Here is a 19045-nt window from a genome sequence, read left to right on the forward strand (position 1 = left end):
CATAAAGCTCCACTGTGAACATCCTTCCAGCCTCCCGATGCCATTCAATAACATCGAGACAGCCTACAGGACCGGTACACTTTTGACCCGCCATTTTCTGCCAGATCTTTGCCGGTTCAGTGGTACACTTTACGCCCGCGATTTATAACCGGAGTTGCTTGACGGAGACGACGCAAGTCGCGGGTCCAAAGAATTCGCCTTAAACGATAGGCAAGCCATACGCATTTACATCTGAGATTCGAAAGATTTTAACGTTGGATGGAATTGAATGAGAATAAAATTCAATCCTGGCCTAGTCGCTTGATTATTTTACCACCCTCGTCGCCCGCATGAGCACGATCGACGGAACCGTCTTTCAGCGCCGCGATGCTGTCGTAATCGCCGGCGGCGAGGGTGAGTTGGAGTTTGGATTGCCTGGCGTCGTTTTTAATATGCCTTTCTGTCTTGTGCGGTGACGTACCATCGGAGTCCTTCGACGGTGCTCAGGACGAACGGAAGGGAATAGATTTCTCCGTTCATGCTGAGGCTCTCGAAGCATTCCGAAGTTCGGCGCGGAACAAGTTACTGCTCCGCATAGATCATAAACTCCAACAGATTGGAGTCGGGGTCGCGAAAATAATAGCTAGTGGCTTTGGCGCGGCCGTGGTCGCGACCGCCGATGCGCTCCACCGGGCCTTCGATGATCTTGGCGCCGGCCTGCTCGATCAGCGCTTTGGCCGACTCGGCTGAGCCGTCCCAGACAAAGCAAAAGTCACCGCAGCCGGGTTTCGCCGTTGGGCCGCGCAAGGTGAACTTTTCGCTCTGCCATTTTGCGGGAGCGTGAAAGTTAATTTTGTTGTCGCCGAAATGAACCGAGTAGGCCTGGCCTCTATCCTGCACGCCGAAGCCCAATGCGCGGTAGAAAGATAGCATCGCTTCGGTGTTCTGAATCGGTATGGCGACGTGATCGAAGCTGCGGATTGACATGGTGGCCTCCAGAATTGAATAAGAGTCACGCGCGCAGGAATGGTTCGCTTTGATTCGATCCGATCATTACTGACGTAGGGGCAGACCCCTGTGTCTGCCCTCCGGAGCGGGCGACCACAAGGGGTCGCCCCTACATCGGATTTTGAATTCGAATCACGACCCGTGTGCTGTTCGCTTTTGGAAAAACTCAAATTGCTTTATCGCTCCTAAGAACGGTGCGCAAGCGCACCCTACTTTCAAATTACTTTTGTAGCTCGCGGGCGAGGCGTTGTGTTTCGTCCATCACTCGCAGCAGATTACCGCTCCAGAGTTTTGCGATTTGCGTTTCGCTATAACCGCGGCGGACTAACTCGATGGTGACATTTACTGTTTCGCTGGCGTCGTTCCAGCCGGTGACGCCGCCGCCGCCGTCGAAGTCGGAGGAGATGCCGACGTGGTCGATGCCGATCAGTTTTACCGCGTAGTCGATGTGGTCGACGAAATCTTGCAAGTTCGCCGACGGCTCGCCGGCGAGTTGTCGGTCGATGGCGGCGAGCTTGCTTTCGTATTCCGCGCGTTGCTCGGCGGAAAGTTTTTTCAGCCCGGCTTGGGCACGGGCGCGTTGGCTCAATTTATTTGGATCGGCAAGATCGTAGGGTTTTCTGGCCTCGGCGAGCGCGGCGGCGCGCTCGGGGGAATCTTGTGCTGTGGTTTTGACGAAGTCGTGATAGGCGACCAATTGCATGACCCCGCCGGTTTTCTTGAGCGCGAGCATTTGTTCGTCATCCAAATTCCGGCTCACATTGCATAGCGCACGCGCGCCGGAGTGGGAGGCGATGATCGGCGCTTGGGACAGCGCGGCGGTTTGCATCATCGATTCCTTTGACGCGTGGGAGATGTCGACCATGATGCCGAGGCGATTCATTTCGGCGATGACTTGTTTGCCCAGCGACGAGACGCCGTGCCACTTCCAGCCTTCGCGTTCACCGGTGTGCGAGTCGCCGAGTTGGTTGTGGCCGTTGTGGGTGAGCGAGATGTAGCGCGCGCCGCGCTGGTAGAATTCGTTGACGCGATTTAGATCTTCGCCGAGCGGGTAACCGTTCTCGACGCCCATGAGCGCGGCTTTCTTGCCGCCGGCGTGAATGCGCCGAATGTCGTCGGCGCTTAAAGCTAATTCTATTTGCCTTGGCGCAATTTCACTTGTGAAGCGGCGCACGGCGGCGAATTTCTCCACAGCTGCATGGTAAGCGCGCTCATAGCCCGCCGCTTGGAGCGCGTCGGCATTCTGCGATTCTCTGGTCTGGCCGACGTAGATGACGAAGAACAGCGCATCGAGGCCGCCGTCGATCATGTTGGGCAGATTGAATTGAGTTTCCCCGCGCTCGGTATAGTTGCGCGCGCCGGTCAAGTCTTCCGGTTCGAAATCGATGTGGGAGTCGATGACGAGGATTCGCTCGTGAATCGCGCGGGCCTTTCCCTCTACGTTGGCATTGACGGCGGGCACAGGCTGAGATCGATTGTGGGGTGGCATGCTGAATAAAAAGAAACGCTTTAGGCCGCAACCTCAATGGTGGCGTAGAAATCAACTAATCTATCTGTGCGCCGAGGTGTAACGGAGCGGTGGCGTGGATGCGGCGCTTTGATACCGTCTTCGCGCATGCCTTTGAGATGCAAAGCGATGGCAGTTTGGATCCGCCGTAGGGCTGCGTCAATCGTCTTGCCGGTTGCAACGCAACCAGGAAGATCTGGTACAGATGCGCCCCAATCACTTTCAGGGTCTTTGTTGACACGAACCAAGTACTGTAGCTTCTTCATCGTCTCACTCCTTTGAGGCCGGCTTGTCGGATCACTGACGCTAGAGTTCCCTTCGGCATATCGTCGCCGGGATGACCACTTACCGTAACGCGTCCAGGTTTTGTCGCATGCTTGAATTGCCGGTGACTTCCTTCGGTCACAATGCTGCGCCAACCGTCTGATTCGATCCATCGGATCACATCTCGCACTTTCACTTTGCCAATATACCAGAAGGAATGAAGCACTTGCTAGATTCAGTGCGTGCCTTCGGGAATTGACGCTAGCAGTCTCTTGACAGTTGCTAGTTTATTCGGACATCTGGTTCGATGGAGCGCAAATGGTGGCTGGTTATCTTTGGCTGCATCACGCACGCCGTCAATACCGGATTTTGTTACTTCGGCATGAGCGCGTTTTTTCCGTCCTTCGAGCGCGAGTTCGGCTGGAGCCGCACGGCGATCTCCGGGGCGTTCTCTTTGGCGCGGGTCGAGTCGGGGATGCTTGGGCCTCTCGAAGGTTACATCGTCGACCGCGTCGGCGCGCCGCGCATCATGTACATCGGCATCGCGGTTTGCGTCTTGGGATTTTTTTCGCTGAGCTTCGTCAATACGCTGCCGATGCTCTATTTGGCGATTGTTTTGGGCATCGTGCTCGGCTCCAGTCTCGGCTATCTGGTGCCGATCAGCGTGTTGATCGCCAAGACGTTCCGCGAAAAGCGCAGTTTGGCGTTCGGCATTTTTCGCACCGGGCCGGGGCTCTCCGGTGCTTTGGTTCCGTTCATCGGATGGATGATCGTTTCGTGGGGTTGGCGCACCGCGGCGATGGCGTCGGCGGCGATTCTTCTCACCGTCGGCATGCCGCTGGCGTGGTTGATCAATTATATTTATCGCCAGCATGCCTCGGCTGAGTTCAGCGCCAGCCGAACCGATGGCCATGTCAGCAGCGCGGCGCCGCGTGCCGACGATCCGCAATACACTCTCACCGAAGCGCTGCGCACGAAACTCTTCTGGCTGTTCTCCATCGCCATGGCGTTTCGCCATCTGGTCACCGAGGGCGTGTCGGTGCATTTCGTGATCCTGCTGGTCGACCGCGGTTGGAGCACGGAAGCGGCTAGCGGTTTGCTCGGTCTGTCGGCGATGATCGGTGCACCTGCGCGTTTGTTGATGGGTTGGTTGGGCGATATCGTCGACAAGCGCCGTTTGGCGATGGGCTTACTCGCGGCGTTGAGTATTTCCGTTCTGGTGATGGGCTGGAGCGCCGCGCCGTTCTTGTTCACAACCTGCATGGTGATTTATTCCCTCGCTTACGGCGGCCTTGCCGCCTTGCAGGAACCGATCCGGGCGGATTATTTCGGCACGAAAGCGTTCGCGACCATCCAAGGCGTCAGCCGGTCGGTGACGACCGCGGGCACTTTCATGGGTCCGATCCTGGCGGGAGTTTTCTACGACCTGACGAAAAGCTACACGGTGGCTTTCACGATTTTTGCGGTGATGAGTTTAGTGTCGATGTTCTTCATGTACTTGGCCAAGCCGCCGCCAAATAAGTAAAACATTTTCACCACGAAGGACACGAAGAGCACGAAGGTCGGAGTTACGATTATCTGAAACCTTCGTGTCCTTCGTGCCTTCGTGGTGAGGTCCGATTTCTCGCTACGGCGGGCGGGCGCTGAAATAAGCTGCGGGCGATTGAAGCGGCGCGCGTTGGTGCGCTATAAGAATTCATTCTCAATGAACTAGTTTTCCACTTTGGAGGCCCCAACATGGACGCAGATAGCACCCCCGGTTACGAACTTCTCTATGACATCATTCGGCGCCGCTCGAGCGTGCGCAAGTTGAAACCCGATCCGATTCCGGACGGCGCCATTGAAAAAATTCTCGAAGCAGGGCGCTGGGCGATGTCGGGCGCCAACTCGCAGCCGTGGGAGTATATCGTCGTCAAAGATCCGCAGGTGAAAAAGGATCTGTTCAAATGTTACTCGGAGGACAACACCGACTTTATTTACTGGATGGAGCAGCAGCGCGTCTTCGAGCTGCGCCATCCGGCCTATCAAATGACCGCCGACAAGGCGGTGGAGCAGCAGCGGCGCGGCGCCGGTTGGTCCGAAGCGCCGGCGTTGATCGTCGTCGTCGGCGACGGGCGGCGCCAGTGGGGCACGGTGCAGGGCGCGCATACCTTCGGCCGCGATCAATCCCATCTCACCGACGGTTTGGCGAACACCTGCACGTTCATGCATCTCGCTGCGGTGTCGTTGGGGCTCGCGACTCAGTGGGTGTCGATTCACTTGCAAGAGCCGTTCAAGAAAGTTCTCGGCGTGCCGGACTTGATGATGTTGTATCTGATCATTCCCATCGGCTATCCGGCGGTGCAGCCGTCCGAAGGCGTGCGCCGCCCGCTGGCAGAGATCGTCCATTACGATCACTACGAGCAAGATAAGTTCATGAGCAACGAGCGGGTGATCCAGTATCTCTACGAGCTGCGCGGCAAGACGTTGCAAACTTACCGGCAGTCTTATGTGGGGAAGGATGATGCTGGTAAGGGGTAAATGAGAGATGAAACTCCCCGGCGGCGACCGCGCCGATCTCGGCACCAAGATCGAGGATTATGTGCTGAACCTTCGACATTGGGAGGGGCGCCATAAGGCTCGGGTTTTCGAATCGGTCCTCGGTATTACGCTCGCCAACCGGGAAGTGTTGCGTCAGGCCATTCTTTCGGCCGCCGAGAACTCGGAAGACGCCGAGCCTCTAGGAAACAACGGTCACGGGGAGGTTTACATTTCACGTTTTCCCTTGGAAACTCAGCGAGGGCGCGCGACAGTTCTAACCGTGTGGATCATCCGAGACGGCGAAGACTTCCCCCGGTTGGTGAGTTGTTATATAGTTTAGGCCATGGGCGGCGAAATCAAAATGCATGACGTGGTTGCCTTGCTACATGACGTGCAGACGAAGCACTTCGAGGGCGGTGTGCCTTTGCTTCTGCGCCGCGGTCAGATCGGCACTGTTGTAATGACCTATCAGGTTGGTGCGTGCGAAGTTGAGTTCGCTGATCGCGACGGCCGTGCCTTTGCCATCTTATCGGTTCGGTCCGATCAATTGATGGTTCTCCACGACACACCCGATTTCGCGGCTGCATAGCCGAGCGTCCAGTCGTCCCTTTTCCCGCGTAGGGTTAATCAATCCGTTCGCCTTCTTATCGAGATCACTGACAAATTTCCGATTGGGAAAAACACATGCGCAAAAAAATCACTCGGCGAGTTTTTTGCTCGATGCTTTTGGCTCTGCCCTTTTCTGCCCACGCCCAGCAGCCGAAGAAAGTCTCACGAATCGGGTATCTAGCGCCGGTCGATGCAGCTAGTGACGCCGCTCGTGCCGAGGGCATTCGGCTGGCGCTGCGTGAGCGCGGCTACATCGAAGGACAAAACATCGCCACCGAGTACCGCTATGCCGAGGGAAATCTCAATCGGGTTCCTGAGCTTGCGGCCGAGCTGGTGCGTCTCAAGGTCGATATCATCGTCGTGGCAGGAGGGGTGCCGCTGATCCAAGCGGCCAAGAATGCGACCAAGACGATTCCCCTCGTAATGGTGGGCACCGGTTCCGATCCTGTCGAGTCAGGATTAGTTGATAGCCTTGCCCGTCCTGGCGGTAACGTCACCGGCCTGACAAATCTTGGCGTAGAATTAGGCGGGAAGCGGCTGGAGCTGCTCAAAGAAGCGGTTCCCAAACTTGCCCGTGTTGCGGTTCTGTACGACCCGGGCATTTCAGGCACGGCGCGCGAGGTGAAAGAAGATCTCCCAATCGCGGCGCGCGCGCTAAAGTTGACTCTTCAACCCTGGGAGATAAGAGCTACGAACGAGTTCGAGAAAGTGTTCGCGGCGCTGAATAAGCAGCGCCCGGATGGACTCGGGGGACCGCTACCGTTTGCTAACCGAAAACGGGTCGCGGACTTTGCGATAAAGAGCCGGCTACCATCGATGTACATCAACAAGAGTTTCGTAGAAGCCGGCGGGCTCATGTCTTATGCGGCGGACCAAACGGAGAGCTACCAGCGCGTCGCATATTTTGTCGACAGAATTCTGAAGGGAGCCAAGCCCGCCGATCTGCCGGTGGAGCAGCCGATGAGATTTGAGTTCGTCATCAATCTCAAAACCGCGAAGCAGATCGGCCTGACGTTACCGCAGTGGACGCTGATGAAGGCGACTAAGGTGCTTCAATGATTAGTAAGGGGTGAAGGGTAAGGAGTGAGGCGTGTTCGGAAAAGTTTTTGCAATTTTTTTTAGTTTGCTTGTCGTTCTCGTGCCGCACGGGATCGCGTTTAGCGCGCAAGTTAAGATCACCGCCGGCTACGGCGGCGAGTTGGGGTATCAGGCGCCGATATGGGTTGCTCATGAATTAAAATTGTTCGCGAAGCATGGCATGACTTCGGAGCTGGTACGGATCGCCGGTGGGGCGCGCAGCACGGCGGCGTTGTTGGCCAATGCGCTGCAACTGTCGCAGAGCGCGGGCGTGGCGCCGGTGCAAGCGAATTTGGCGGGCGGCGATCTGGTGATCATCGCGACTTCGACCAATCGACCGACGGTGAGTATCGTCGGTCAGCCGAAGACGGTAAAAAAACCCCAGGATCTGGTTGGCAAGACCGTCGGTCTCGTCGGTCCGGGTGAGATGAACACGTTCTTTTTTTTGAATGCGATTGAACGCTGGGGCATCGATCCGAAGTCGGTCACGGTTCTCGCTATTCCCGGAACTCAGCCGCGGCTCGCCGCCGTGGTCGCCGGCAGCATCGACGCGACGGTGTTGGCGCCGCCGTTTAGTTTCGAAGCGGAGAAATATAATTTGACGCAGTTGGCTGATTTCGCCACGGGAACGGATGCCTTTCCCCAATCCGGTTTGGTTGTGCGCAAAGAACTTTTGCGCAGTAATCGCGACCTGGTCAAGCGCATGTTGATGGCCTACGTCGAAGCGATCCACATTCTCAAAACTGATGTCGAAAGAAGTCTGCCGATCATGAAAAAGTATATGCGCATCACCGACGAGGTCATCGCCAAGCGCAGTTACGAATATTACGCCAAACTGTTTTCCTTCCCGCCGTTGACCGACGAGAAGGGAATCGGCGTGGTGCTCAAGTTTCTCGCCACCCAGCCGGGCGGCGCCAACGCGAAGAGTGCCAAAGCGGAAGAGTTTTTCGACAACAGTTTGCTGGCCGAGCTGCAACGCGAAGGTTTTTTCGTGCGCATTGCCGCTGGAAAGGGATTGTAACGCGGTGGGAAGAGTAATCTAACCACAAAGACTACAAGGGTCACAAAGTAGGGGCGCGATTTATGGCGCCCTTGGACCGAAGATGGGGATTAATTAACCGCAAAAAGCGCAAAGTGGGCAAAAAAGATATTGAACTTGTAGGGGCAGCCCCCCGTGGTTGCCCCTACCGTGCTAGGTAAATTCACCGAGGTAAATGTGTCTGTCGATCCGATTACCGTGGAAATTATTCGCTGTTCTCTGAAGGCCGCTGCTAACGAGATGTCGGCGGTTTTGAAAAAGACCGCTTACAACATGATGATCTACGAGGTGCAGGACTACTGCGTCGCGGTGCTTGATCATGAGGGGCGGACGATGTCGCAGAATGAGGGCGCGCTGCCGATCTTTCTCGCCGATCTCGGCGTGGCGGTGCAGGACGGCATCGAGGTCTATGGCAAAGACAACATTCATCCCGGCGATGTGTTTCTCGTCAATCATCCGGAAATCTGCGGCCAACATTTAAACAACATGGCGGTCTACACGCCGTTCTTCTGGCAAGGCGAGTTGATGTGCTTTCTCGCCGTGCGCGCGCATTGGATCGACGTCGGCGGCGGCAGCACCGGGTTCGGTTCGAGCAATACGCGGGACGTTTACGAAGAGGGGCTGCAAGTGCGCTCGGTGAAAATCTACAAGCGCGGCGAGCCGAATATCGAAGTGTTGCGCTTGATCGAAGACAACATTCGCTTTCCCGAATCGTCCTTTGGCGACTTGCGCGCGCAGATCGCCTGCTGCCGCACCGGCGAGGAACGCTTGGAACAAATTTGCCGCAAATACGGCGGCGCGCGCTTTCAGGAAGCGGTCACGGTGATCTGGGAGCAAACCGACAAACTCGTGCGCGAGGCGGTGCGTGGGATTCCGGACGGCGTGTACGAAGCGTCGTCGTTTCTCGACGACGACGGCAGAGTGATGAACAAGACGATTCCGCTCAAGATCAAAGTCGTCGTGCGCGGCGATGAGCTGACCATCGATTATTCGGAAGTCAGCGAGCAGGTGCCGGGCTTCATCAACTGCGGCGAATCCGGCGGCATGGCCGCGGCACGCGTCGCGTTCAAAGCGTTGACCTCGCCTAAGCGCGAAGTGAACGAAGGCTCATTTCTAGCGTTGAAAGTAATTCTGCCGCCGGGGAAAATTTTGAGCGCGCGCCGGCCGGCGCCCATCGGTGGCTGGAGTTTGTCGCTGCCGACGGTGCTCGACACGATTTTTCGCGCGCTCGCCCCCGCCTTGCCGGCGCAGGTGCCCGCGGCGCACAAGGGCGACATGGGCGGCTACGCGATCTTCGGTATGAATTCCAAAACCGGCCGGCGCTACGTTTGCCAGAACATCGTCGGCGGCGGTTGGGGCGGGCGGCCTTTCGAGGACGGCGTGTCGTCGGCGGTGTCGATGTGCCAAGGCGACGTAAAAAATACGCCCATCGAGTTGCAAGAACTTTACTATCCGCTGCTCTATGAATGCCATGAGTTTAGAACCGACAGCGGCGGCGCCGGCAAATTTCGCGGCGGAGTCGGCGTCGAAATAAAAGTACGGCCGTTGGAAAATTTTTTTCTGAGCCGCAACACCGATCGCATCAAGTGCCCGCCATGGGGATTACTCGGCGGCGCGGAGGGGGCGGTCAACGAGACGCGCATTGAGCGCAACGGCAGTGAAGAAGTGCTGCCGGGGAAATTTAGCCATTTATTAGTTCACCCCGGCGAGACCGTCACTTTCTTCACTGCCGGCGGCGGCGGTTACGGCGATCCGGCTGAGCGCGATGTTGCGGCGGTGAAGCGGGATGTGGAGTTGGGTTACGTTTCCAGAGCGAAAGCTGAAGAAGATTGCCCCGCAGCATTTGGGCGCAAGGTTTGAGTGACCCCTCAACCAAACAACGGAAGAGGACTTATCGCAAAGAACGCAAAGGACGCAAAAAATAAATGAGATTCGTAGGGGCGGGTTTGAAACCCGCCCTTTTCGCTATGCGCGCTGTCGGTTTTTTCCAAAGCAATAGGCATCGATCACGATGTTAGCCTCGCGATCAAAAAATTCTGCCTTGCAATCACTGCAGATTTCCCGCTCCACATCGGGAACTAAGATCGAGCGGTCCTTCACTTTTGCTCGGAACGATTTCCGCAAGCGTTTGATGCCGCGGCTACCGCAGTTCGGACAGCTCTTAAGTTCGATTGTTTTCATATCGACCGTTTTGCTGAGACTAGAATATAAAGCGTTTCTTCGCCGAATTCTTTCCTGATTACGCCTTTAGTATAGATCGACAATCCGTCAAAGGTAAACCCTTCTATAATGTAAAGTGTTTCTCTGCGGCCCACCCGAAATGGACTGGTGGATCGCAGGATCTTTTTTATTCCAGGCGCGCCGATGATCGCCTCAAGTACGTCTGTCTGTAACAATCCATCCCGCAACCGTTCAAGCTCCGCTTTGCGCGTGAAACGATATTGTCCGAGTAGGATCAATCTCTTGATCCTTGCCAAATCACTGCTACGCATAGCCGAACATAGTTTATCTCCTGCTCTTTTGCCAATTCCGTAATGGCGCTACCTGAGAACATCCGGGCCAGCTAAGAGTTAGACTGGGCAGCTAATCTCTGATGTCCTGCAGAAAGGGTTCGGTGGACATTTCCATGCCGACGCCTTTTTCTCTTGCCAAGTTGTAGGCTTTCGCCGCCACCGCGGCGAACTGAAATCCGAGCAAGCCGAGATTGTGAAAGAAGGTGATCTGCTCCGGCGCGCTGCGCCGCTTGGACGGATCATTCAATAAATCCGTGAGGTCGGGATAGTTGACGAAGTCGAGATTGCTCACCGGCCGCTTGGGGATGCGCGCTTGTTGTTCGGCGCTGCCGACGACCCAAGAGGCCCAGCCGTGATGGCGCTCGGAGTCCGCCATGCCGCCTTTGGCGCCGAAGGTTTCGCTGCCGACTTGGACGACGATGTCACAGCGCTTGACGATGTCCCAGCTGAATTCTTTCGAGCTGCAATTCGCTAGATGCATGCCCTTCTCGATTAAGCTTGGATCGGTGACGACGAGCTTGTTCGAGTCCGTGCACGTCGCGACGATGTCCGAGCCGCGCACCACCGGTTCGGCGCGATCGAAGGGTTCGACGGGTATGCCTAATTCTTTCGTCATCTCCTCAGCGAAACTCTCGCGATGTGACTTCGTCGGACTGTAGATTTTCACTTTGGTGATTTTTCTGACGGCGCAAAACGCCGGCAAATAAGCGCGCGCCATGCCGCCGGAGCCGAGCATGCCGATCACCGATGAGTCTTCGCGGGCGAGATAGCGCAATCCGAGCGCCGCGCCTGCGGCGACGCGCAGGTGATGCAAGATGCCGTCGTTCATCATCGCCAACGGGGCGCCGTTGCGCGTGCTGAACAGCATCAAGAAGCCGCTGAAGGTGCCGGGCGTGACGCAGTGTAATTCGTCGGTGCCTTGCGCCGTCCAGGTGACGATGTCGGATTTCATGCGCGTGCAAAAAATTCCCCAGGGTTCGATGGCGCCTTCCATGCTGCCCCAGCGGTAATAACCGTCGTCGCGGCCGCAGGGCATCCAGACATCGGTGCGCGGCCGCGACACCGCTTGGCCGCGGGCGAGAGCGTGGAACGCTTCATCGAGGGCATCGATGCAGTCTTTGGGCGTCAGAAGTTTGGCGATGTCTTGGTTGCTGAGATAGATCATGGTGATGCCTCCGCTTGGGTCATATCGAGTTTATGTCCGAACTGAGAGACTGGTTGAATGATTGGGAAGGTTGGTTCATTGATCCCCCCTTTGAAAAAGGGGGGCAAGGGGGGATTTTCCTCAGCGAAGTGTTTCACGCGCACAAAATTCAAATCCCCCTCAGTCCCCCTTTTCCAAAGGGGGAAGTTATAAGACTTGATTAAACGCATCGCGGCGACAAGTCATCAGCGATACAAACCGTCGATGTAACCGCTGCGGTCAAGCTCTTCCAAAAATCTCGTGTCGATAAAATCTTTTGGATCGGCGGTTTTTGCCGCGGGGATTTGCTCGGCGAGTTCGGCGAAGACCGCTTTGAAGCCGTCGATGGTCGGAAACGGTTTACGCGGCAGGAAACTGCGCAACACTTGCAGCGCTTCTTCCTGATCGCGATCTTGCTGCAAGCGAAGATATCTGCGAAACGCTTGCTTGGAAATTTCCGCATGGGTCATCGCTAGATGAATGCCTTCGACGAAGGATTTCACCACCCGGCGTGAAACGTCCGGCGATTTCGCCAGCTGGGCGCGCGTCGTCACCAGGCCGGTGTGCTGGAAGGGAACGTTCATCTCTTCCATGTTGGCGAGCATGCGCAGGCCGGCTTCCTGGGCTTTTTTATGATCGGGCGGCTCGACGATGGTGGCGTCGATGCTGTTCGCCATTAACGCGGCGAGTCGCGTCGGCGCGCCGCCGACTTGGATCAAAGTCAGATCCTTTTCCGGATTCAAACCGAGCTTGGTTAGCAGCAGGCGGGTGGCGCGATCGGCGCCGGCGCCGAAACGCGATACGCCGACCCGTTTGCCGCGCAGTTCCGCCGTGGATTTGATTTCCGGGCGCGCGACCAGCCGGTACAAAAGATGATTGAGAAAACTGGCGACCATGACTAGATCCGCGCCTTGTAATTTCGGCGCCGACATCAAAGAGCCTGTCATCTCGCCGAAGGTGATGTTGCCGGCGATCAGCGCGCGCTGCACCAAGGCGCTTTCCAAGTATAGCACTTCGACGTCGAGGCCGTTTTTCTCGAACAGTCTTCCTTCCTTGGTGATCCACAGGACGGACATTGCGACCGATGGCGCGCCGTAGCCGATGCGCAGCTTGTCGGCGGCGCGAAGCGGATAAGGGAGCGCGCAGCTTAGGAGGAAAAGCAGGATTAGTGTGTGGCAGCGGATTATTTTCATAGTGTCAGGGGTTCAAAGCGTTCAAGCCGCGCCCTCACCCTAACCCTCTCCCATCGGAATGGGCGAGGGAGCAGGATTTTCGAACCGAATTGCTTGATCCGAGCGAAGCGGTTGAACGGCTTGAACGATTGGAACGAGATTTCATATTTTACGGCGTCGAGAGTTTTTTCAAAATGTTCACCGCTTCCTTGGGCGCTTTCAAAATCGACGCGGCGATGCTGCCGGCGTCATCGCCGGGCACCAGGCGCGGCGGTGAGCCTTGGCTCTTGGTCCATTCGGTCAGAAAGATTGGGTCCTTGCCCATCGCTTGAAACGCTTGGCGTAGTTCGGAAATTAGCGCTGGCGGAGTCTTGGGCGCGACGGCCATCATGCGTGTGAGCGAGTAGCCGCCGATCAAAGCTTTCTCCGCTTCCCACGCTGGGCCGGCCGGATCGCGTCCATAGATTGCGCGATAGACTTCGGCGATGGACGGCGCGTCGATGCCGAGCTCTTTCCATGCCGGATCCTTGGCCACGTTGCCCTTGCCGTCGAGGAAACCGACCTGGTAAAGAATCGCCGCCCAACCTTCACGCACCCAGGGGAGCACCGAGCGCGAGATGCCGACGGCGGTTTCTTGGGTGAAATTTATTTCAGCGCGCTCGAAGGCAAGACGGATCGGGCCGGCGCCGCCGTAGCCGGTGACGTAGGTCGGGTTTTTCACGCCGAGCAAATTCATCGCCGCCAGCATCGACACGTCTTTGATCGAACCGTAGCCCGAGCCGCCGATAACGATGGGCGCTTTCGGATTCAACAAATCGCGCGCCGACTTTACGCCGGTCTTGTCGCTGCGTACGAACGCCGCGACCGATTCGGAGCTGCCGCCGATAATCGGCATTTTCATGATGTCGAATTCGATGCCGGGCAGCTCGATCAATTGATTGATCGGTGTGCCGGTGGCAAATAGCGCGGTGAGTCCGTCCGGTTTGGCTTTGTTGTAAACATAGTTGGTGCCGATGATCTCGCCGGCGCCCGGCATGTTTTCGACGACCAGGGTCGGATTGCCGGGAATGTGGCGCGGTAAATGGCGCATCATCAAGCGCGCGACGATGTCGCTGCCGCCGCCGGCGGCCGAGGCGACGATGACGCGCAGAGTTTTGCCTTGGTAAAAGGGCTCGGCGGCGAAATTATTTTTCGCGAACACTGATACGAATAGCGCGACGACCAAAAGAACGCGAGACGATCTTGGGTGATTCACGATGACTATACTTTCTTCTCTTACTTCCTCTCCCTCTGGGAGAGGATTGAGGTGAGGGCGCACTTCAATCGAATACCCCTCATCCTAACCTTCTCCCGCAAGGGGAGAAGGAACTTCGGACTCTTCGTTGACGCATTGCTGTCTACGTGGTTAACAATTTCGCCAGCACCGCGACATCGTCGATTTCTTCTAGCCGCAGCGCCAGGTCGACCGCTTCATCGATCTTCGCGCCGCTAATCGGTCTTGCCGCATAGCTTGCCATGCCGCGGAAGGCGTTGACTAGTTCTTCCGATGTCACCGGGTTATTCGGATTGCCCTTTGGATATATGACTTTTGTGCTGAATGCTTTGCCGTCGCGCATGACGATTTCGACGACCTGCGGTTTGACGTCCATCGGACCGAGATCGAATTCCGGCGTGAGAATGGTTTTTACCCGCGCGGCGAGATGGAGAATCTCTGTGCTGCGGATTCTTGCGTCGGTGAATTCTTCCAACGACAGGCCGCCGCTGACGAGTGTGGCCGCGACGGTATACGGAATGCTGAACTGGGCGTCGACCACGCCTTCGGGGCGGTGCTTTTTCTTTTTCTCGTCTTCGCTCCAGCCGCCCACCGAGCGCATGTCGCGTTCGCCGATTTGCACGTGGACTTCTTGGATGTCCGGCGCTTTGATGCCGTGCTTGCGCATGAGATCTAGAACTCCGGTGACGGCGCAGTGAGTGTAGCGGCAAGAAGGGAAAGGCTTTGGGCCGACGAGAACGATTTCAAAGCGGCTGCCGAGTTGATCGAGCAGTTGGACGTAATCGCCTTCTTGTTGATAAAAGGTTTGGAAGAAGCCGGCCGCGCCTTGCAAGACTTCGCCTGCAGCCGGATAGCCGACCGATGCGAGGGTCGCCGCGACTACGCCGCTCTGCGATGCGAAGCCGACGCCGAGCCGCTTGCTTAACGACGGTGCCGTGGTGCTGTTGCCGGCGACGGTGGAGCGACAGAAGGCGATGCCGAGGGCGTTGTGCATGCCGTCTTCGTCCAATTTAAGAATTTTTCCGCAGCCTGCCGCGCTGGCGAAAGGACCGAGCGCGATGGCGCGGGCGTGCACCGGTTTCGGATTGGTCGCCAGGCCGAGACGTATGCCGAGGTCGACGCCTAGGCAAACCGCGGTCATGAATTCTTTGCCGGAAACTTTGCCGACTTTTTCCGCCAACGCGAGCGCAGCCGGTATGACAGTGATGGACGATTTGTAGGCGATGCGGTCGTCGTTGATGTCGAGCTCGCGGCTGTGGCCCATCGTCGCGTTAGCCAGCGCGGCCGAAGCGGCCGGGAGTTTTTCTCCAGTGACGAGCACCGAACTTTCATTGCTCTCACCGCTCAAGGCAATGGCGCCGGCGCGTACTTGCATGGCGCCTGGCGCGCTGGAACCGGCGAGAATGGTTCCGAGCGTGTAAAGAATATGCTCTTTGGTGGCGCGCCGAGCGTCGTCATCGAGCGCGTCGAATCCGGTGCGCGCTAGATAGCCGGCGATTTGTTTGGTTAAGGTGCCGCTGCCGATCATCTTCAATACCTCGATAAGAGTTCACACCGATTGACCAGTTGCCCTCACGCTTCGTTGCCCTCACCCTAACCCTCTCCCAGAGGGAGAGGGAATTCAGAAGCTAAGCGTGACGGTTTGAACGTCGTGAACAAGTTTAGTTTAGCTGCCGCGTCACGCAGCCTTTCAATCCTTCGTTGTAACCGCGGTCCCAGGCTTCTTCGTAGTCGGTCAATTCATTCAATAAGAGAATGTCGTCGTAAGTGCCGTGGCCGGAGCCGATGCGGCGCTCGGGGTGGACGCATTCGCGGCGCGGCATGGGCAGATTGTATTTCTTCCAGCTGTTGTAATAGTTGCCCATCAATTGGAGGTAATATTCCAGCGGGATCGGCGGTTGGTTCCATTGCGAGCCCAAGTTGGAACCGGGCTCACGGCGCCATTGGTTGAAGCGCGGGATGATGCCGTGGCTCATCATGAAGTCGACGCCGTCCGATGTCGACTTCACCGCTTCGGCGACGGTTTCAAAACCGTAGGGTTTCGCCATCTCGACGCCGCCGACGAAGTTGGGCCGCACGTTGCCTTCGCCGAAGATATCGACTTCGTCGATCATGCTTTTCACCCAGCCGTCCCAACCGACGCGGCGATTCTTGCCAGGATTGATCCATTCGAACAAGCGCTTTTCCCACACTTCCATGTTCGAATGGTGGCAGTCGACGCCAGCGGCGCGGTAATGTTTCATGGTGTCTTTGTCTTGGGCGTTGGATTGCAAGTTGACGAAGCGCCGCCGGCCGCCCCACTTGAGCGCGGAGACATATTCGGAATAGAAATCGAGCTCGTTCTTGCCGTGCAGGGTTTTCAAAATTGTCCCGCCAGTGATGAGGAAATCCATCGGCGGGGTAAACCCGACTTCATCAGTGGCGTCTTGCTCGATGGAGCGGGCGACTTCGACCATGTACTTGACCGGCTTTACCGGCGCGTCGAAGGTGAAGTCCTTGGACTCCTTCATCTGGCGCGCGTTGATATTGATATCGCAGAAGCGGCACTCTTCGTCCGGGCCCCAATACTGGCAGTTGCGAAACACGGTGACGAAATAACCGAAGGCGATGATCTCATGATAGGCCGTGCCGTCGTCGAATTTGCGCGCGTAATATTTCATCGGCTTGGGAAAATGGACATCGCAAATCTCTTTGCCGTTGAGCAAAAGTTTCGGCTGGCCGTCGACGACGTCGATGACGTAGGGCGAATTGGAATCCAGAGTCGTTTGAATGCTCACCGGCCGAAGGCCGTACATGCCGCGGCGAATGGTGAACCACTCGGGAATCTTGCGGTACTCCTTGCGCTTCATGTCTTTCATCGCCATCAGATCGTAGGAAAACAGCCGGTAGGATTTCACCAGCGCTTGGGAAGCCAATTCCAACGCGGCGTCGGTGAACCAGTGGCCGACGCGCAGGAGGTCGTGCTTCAAGATAACTTCTCGCGGCAGATCGCCATAGCTTAAGAAATAATTTTCCAGTTCGCCTAAGGATCGACTGTTGGTCTCTTCTGCGATCGCTTCCATTTTGTTGGTTTCCTTTCCGGAGAAAAAGTTTATGGTTGTTAATCCAAAACTGGGCTATCGAGTTCAGACGACTTTCATTGACAATTTTTCTAATCGAATGTTAGATGCCTGTCAAACTGTTATTCAACTGACGATCTTGCCGGAGGGATTGCGATGCTCACGATCGATGCCGACGCTCACGTCATGGAAGGGCCGCGCACTTGGGAATATTGCGATCCGTCAGAGCGCAAGTTCATGCCGGTGTTGGTCGATCCCGGCGCCGGCTCCGACCGGCAGTTCTGGCTGGTCGATGGGAAAATCCGCGGCCATGTGCGCCATGTGATTAAGCCGAAGGATTTTCACGCCCTCGCCCAAGCCAGCGGCCGCGACATGGTGGTGCCGCCGGAAGCGCAGCATCTCGAAGATGTCCAAGCTCGTGTGCGCCACATGGACGAGATGGGCATCGATCTCCAAGTCATGTATCCAACGATCTTTATCCAGCAGGTCACCGACAAGCCCGAGTTCGAAGTGCCGATCTGCAAAGCCTACAACCGCTGGATGGCCGATGTCTGGAAACAGGGAAACGGCAGGCTGCGCTGGGTCTGCGTGCTGCCGCTGTTGAGCCTGCAAGACGCCATCGACATGTTGCCGTGGTGCAAGGAGAACGGCGCGGTGGCGGTGTTGATGCGGCCGTTCGAAGGCTATCGCTTGATTCAAGATCCTTATTTTTATGGACTCTATGACGCGATGACCAAGCATGACCTGCCCATCGGCATGCATATCGGCAACGGCAATCCATCGTGCTTGGACATCACCCGCCAGCGCGTCGGCTACGGCGCCGGCTTCTGGAGCATGTCGGCCAACACCGCCGGCGCCTGCCACGCGGTGATCACCAGCAAGCTGCCGGAAACTTTTCCTAAGCTGCGCTTCGGTTTCATCGAAGCCTCGGCGCAGTGGATTCCCTGGGTCTTCAAAGATATCAAACGGCGCGCCGAAGGACGCAAGCTGCCGGAGAATTTTTTCGAGACCTACCGTCTTTATGTTTCCTGCTACAGCAGCACCGACGATATCGAATACATCGCCCAGTATTCCACCGAGAATGTGCTGATGACCGGCACCGACTACGGCCACGTCGACATGTCCGTCGAGATCGACGCGCTGCGCACGCTGGAAAAAAACGGCAAGGTGCGTCCCGAGCTGGCGCGGAAAATCTTGTACGATAACCCGGCACGGTTTTATGGGATTCGATAATTGCGTTCAATTCGTTCGCGCCGTCGAGAGTTACTGCATGAGCGTGGAACATGCTTCGATCGTTCGACTTCGCTCACGACAGGCTCCCTCGGCTGTGCCTTTAGTCCCGAGCTTGTCGAGGGATCAGCATGAACGGAATTACAACCGTGGATTCAAATCGCTCTCCGTTCGTCCTGAGCTTGTCGAAGGACTCCGAGGAAGTTTCTCTCAGACTTGGTAAAAACGGAGGGTGTGGACGATGCGGAGAGCGGTGATTCGTTTCGCGGTATTGTTTTTGTTTGCGACGTTGTTTGTTCAAGCGAGCGCCTTCGCGCAGCTGACCAAACTTAATGTCGGCTATGTCGGCATCACTTCGGACAACGCGGCGGCGTTTATCGCGCGGGATACGGGCATTTACGCGCGCAACGGGCTCGACGTGCAGTTGATCTACATGAACAGCGGCAGCACGGCGGTGGCCGCTTTGATCAGTGGCGACACGCCGATCACGCAGACCGCCGGGCCTAGCGTCATCAATGCGACCATGAACGGCTCGGACACGGTCATGATTGCAGGTGGCAATGTGACGCTCGATTACTGGTTGCTCAGCCGCCCGGAGATCAAGACAGCGGA

The 19045-nt window shown here is 56.8% G+C and carries 19 protein-coding genes; 9 read left to right on the top strand and 10 right to left on the bottom strand.

Annotated elements, in window-relative coordinates; translation table 11 throughout:
* Positions 1-561 precede the first annotated feature (561 nt).
* The 4 genes from EXR70_20070 to EXR70_20085 form a co-directional block, all read right to left on the bottom strand.
* A complete protein-coding gene (locus EXR70_20070; protein ID MSP40789.1) occupies positions 562-966 on the bottom strand; it encodes a VOC family virulence protein in 405 nt (134 codons plus the stop codon).
* A 241-nt stretch (positions 967-1207) separates the two neighbouring features.
* Entirely contained in the window at positions 1208-2476 is a 1269-nt protein-coding gene (locus EXR70_20075; GenBank protein ID MSP40790.1) for a membrane dipeptidase, read from the bottom strand.
* Between the two features lie 20 nt (positions 2477-2496).
* Positions 2497-2760, bottom strand: coding sequence for a type II toxin-antitoxin system HicB family antitoxin (locus EXR70_20080; GenBank protein ID MSP40791.1), 264 nt, complete (start codon positions 2758-2760; stop codon positions 2497-2499).
* Positions 2757-2954, bottom strand: coding sequence for an addiction module toxin, HicA family (locus EXR70_20085; protein MSP40792.1), 198 nt, complete (start codon positions 2952-2954; stop codon positions 2757-2759). The genes EXR70_20080 and EXR70_20085 overlap by 4 nt, the downstream gene beginning before the upstream one ends.
* Before the next feature lie 111 nt (positions 2955-3065).
* Here EXR70_20085 and EXR70_20090 point away from each other — a divergent pair, with 111 nt between their 5' ends.
* The 7 genes from EXR70_20090 to EXR70_20120 all read left to right on the top strand — a co-directional run bounded on the left by EXR70_20090 (position 3066) and on the right by EXR70_20120 (position 9863).
* Positions 3066-4283, top strand: a complete 1218-nt coding sequence (locus tag EXR70_20090) for an MFS transporter (GenBank protein ID MSP40793.1) — start codon at positions 3066-3068, stop codon at positions 4281-4283.
* 212 nt (positions 4284-4495) lie between these two features.
* Positions 4496-5278: a hypothetical protein gene (locus EXR70_20095; GenBank protein ID MSP40794.1), complete on the top strand. Its 783-nt coding sequence runs from the start codon at positions 4496-4498 to the stop codon at positions 5276-5278.
* A gap of 7 nt (positions 5279-5285) precedes the next feature.
* On the top strand, positions 5286-5618 hold the full coding sequence (locus EXR70_20100) for a hypothetical protein (protein ID MSP40795.1): 333 nt from the start codon (positions 5286-5288) through the stop codon (positions 5616-5618).
* Positions 5619-5639: 21 nt separating this feature from the next.
* The gene (locus EXR70_20105) at positions 5640-5867 is read left to right on the top strand and encodes a DUF4926 domain-containing protein (GenBank protein MSP40796.1); all 228 of its coding nucleotides are present in this window, start codon (positions 5640-5642) and stop codon (positions 5865-5867) included.
* Between the two features lie 95 nt (positions 5868-5962).
* Positions 5963-6946 (top strand): ABC transporter substrate-binding protein, encoded by a 984-nt coding sequence (locus tag EXR70_20110; GenBank protein ID MSP40797.1) that lies wholly within the window; start codon positions 5963-5965, stop codon positions 6944-6946.
* Between the two features lie 31 nt (positions 6947-6977).
* Positions 6978-7985, top strand: a complete 1008-nt coding sequence (locus tag EXR70_20115; protein MSP40798.1) for an ABC transporter substrate-binding protein — start codon at positions 6978-6980, stop codon at positions 7983-7985.
* 153 nt (positions 7986-8138) lie between these two features.
* Positions 8139-9863: a hydantoinase B/oxoprolinase family protein gene (locus EXR70_20120; protein MSP40799.1), complete on the top strand. Its 1725-nt coding sequence runs from the start codon at positions 8139-8141 to the stop codon at positions 9861-9863.
* A 105-nt stretch (positions 9864-9968) separates the two neighbouring features.
* Here EXR70_20120 and EXR70_20125 read toward each other — a convergent pair whose 3' ends face one another.
* The 6 genes from EXR70_20125 to EXR70_20150 form a co-directional block, all read right to left on the bottom strand.
* Positions 9969-10184: a YgiT-type zinc finger protein gene (locus EXR70_20125; protein MSP40800.1), complete on the bottom strand. Its 216-nt coding sequence runs from the start codon at positions 10182-10184 to the stop codon at positions 9969-9971.
* Positions 10185-10586: 402 nt separating this feature from the next.
* Positions 10587-11681 carry an ornithine cyclodeaminase family protein gene (locus tag EXR70_20130; protein ID MSP40801.1) on the bottom strand — a complete coding sequence of 365 codons (1095 nt, stop codon included), beginning with the start codon at positions 11679-11681 and terminating at the stop codon, positions 10587-10589.
* A 224-nt stretch (positions 11682-11905) separates the two neighbouring features.
* A complete protein-coding gene (locus tag EXR70_20135; GenBank protein MSP40802.1) occupies positions 11906-12892 on the bottom strand; it encodes an ABC transporter substrate-binding protein in 987 nt (328 codons plus the stop codon).
* A 148-nt stretch (positions 12893-13040) separates the two neighbouring features.
* Positions 13041-14072, bottom strand: a complete 1032-nt coding sequence (locus tag EXR70_20140) for a hypothetical protein (protein ID MSP40803.1) — start codon at positions 14070-14072, stop codon at positions 13041-13043.
* Positions 14073-14268: 196 nt separating this feature from the next.
* Positions 14269-15672 (bottom strand): MmgE/PrpD family protein, encoded by a 1404-nt coding sequence (locus tag EXR70_20145; GenBank protein MSP40804.1) that lies wholly within the window; start codon positions 15670-15672, stop codon positions 14269-14271.
* Between the two features lie 133 nt (positions 15673-15805).
* Positions 15806-17206 (bottom strand): hypothetical protein, encoded by a 1401-nt coding sequence (locus EXR70_20150; protein MSP40805.1) that lies wholly within the window; start codon positions 17204-17206, stop codon positions 15806-15808.
* Between the two features lie 153 nt (positions 17207-17359).
* Between EXR70_20150 and EXR70_20155 the strand changes: the two genes are divergently transcribed.
* Entirely contained in the window at positions 17360-18436 is a 1077-nt protein-coding gene (locus tag EXR70_20155; GenBank protein MSP40806.1) for an amidohydrolase, read from the top strand.
* Between the two features lie 238 nt (positions 18437-18674).
* Positions 18675-19045, top strand: a 371-nt coding sequence (locus EXR70_20160) for a hypothetical protein (GenBank protein ID MSP40807.1), incomplete at its 3' end; no start/stop codon positions are given.

The sequence above is a fragment of the Deltaproteobacteria bacterium genome, assembly GCA_009692615.1.
Lineage (GTDB): Bacteria > Desulfobacterota > Binatia > UBA9968 > UBA9968 > DP-20.

What these genes read in the sequence shown, in the direction of transcription:
- EXR70_20155 (MSP40806.1), top strand. Translation starts at nt 17,360, where the DNA reads ATGCTCACGATCGATGCCGACGCTCACGTCATGGAAGGGCCGCGCACT.
- EXR70_20075 (MSP40790.1), bottom strand. Translation starts at nt 2,476, where the DNA reads ATGCCACCCCACAATCGATCTCAGCCTGTGCCCGCCGTCAATGCCAAC.
- EXR70_20095 (MSP40794.1), top strand. Translation starts at nt 4,496, where the DNA reads ATGGACGCAGATAGCACCCCCGGTTACGAACTTCTCTATGACATCATT.
- EXR70_20110 (MSP40797.1), top strand. Translation starts at nt 5,963, where the DNA reads ATGCGCAAAAAAATCACTCGGCGAGTTTTTTGCTCGATGCTTTTGGCT.
- EXR70_20145 (MSP40804.1), bottom strand. Translation starts at nt 15,672, where the DNA reads ATGATCGGCAGCGGCACCTTAACCAAACAAATCGCCGGCTATCTAGCG.
- EXR70_20150 (MSP40805.1), bottom strand. Translation starts at nt 17,206, where the DNA reads ATGGAAGCGATCGCAGAAGAGACCAACAGTCGATCCTTAGGCGAACTG.
- EXR70_20090 (MSP40793.1), top strand. Translation starts at nt 3,066, where the DNA reads ATGGAGCGCAAATGGTGGCTGGTTATCTTTGGCTGCATCACGCACGCC.
- EXR70_20100 (MSP40795.1), top strand. Translation starts at nt 5,286, where the DNA reads ATGAAACTCCCCGGCGGCGACCGCGCCGATCTCGGCACCAAGATCGAG.
- EXR70_20080 (MSP40791.1), bottom strand. Translation starts at nt 2,760, where the DNA reads ATGAAGAAGCTACAGTACTTGGTTCGTGTCAACAAAGACCCTGAAAGT.
- EXR70_20070 (MSP40789.1), bottom strand. Translation starts at nt 966, where the DNA reads ATGTCAATCCGCAGCTTCGATCACGTCGCCATACCGATTCAGAACACC.
- EXR70_20130 (MSP40801.1), bottom strand. Translation starts at nt 11,681, where the DNA reads ATGATCTATCTCAGCAACCAAGACATCGCCAAACTTCTGACGCCCAAA.
- EXR70_20135 (MSP40802.1), bottom strand. Translation starts at nt 12,892, where the DNA reads ATGAAAATAATCCGCTGCCACACACTAATCCTGCTTTTCCTCCTAAGC.
- EXR70_20105 (MSP40796.1), top strand. Translation starts at nt 5,640, where the DNA reads ATGCATGACGTGGTTGCCTTGCTACATGACGTGCAGACGAAGCACTTC.
- EXR70_20125 (MSP40800.1), bottom strand. Translation starts at nt 10,184, where the DNA reads ATGAAAACAATCGAACTTAAGAGCTGTCCGAACTGCGGTAGCCGCGGC.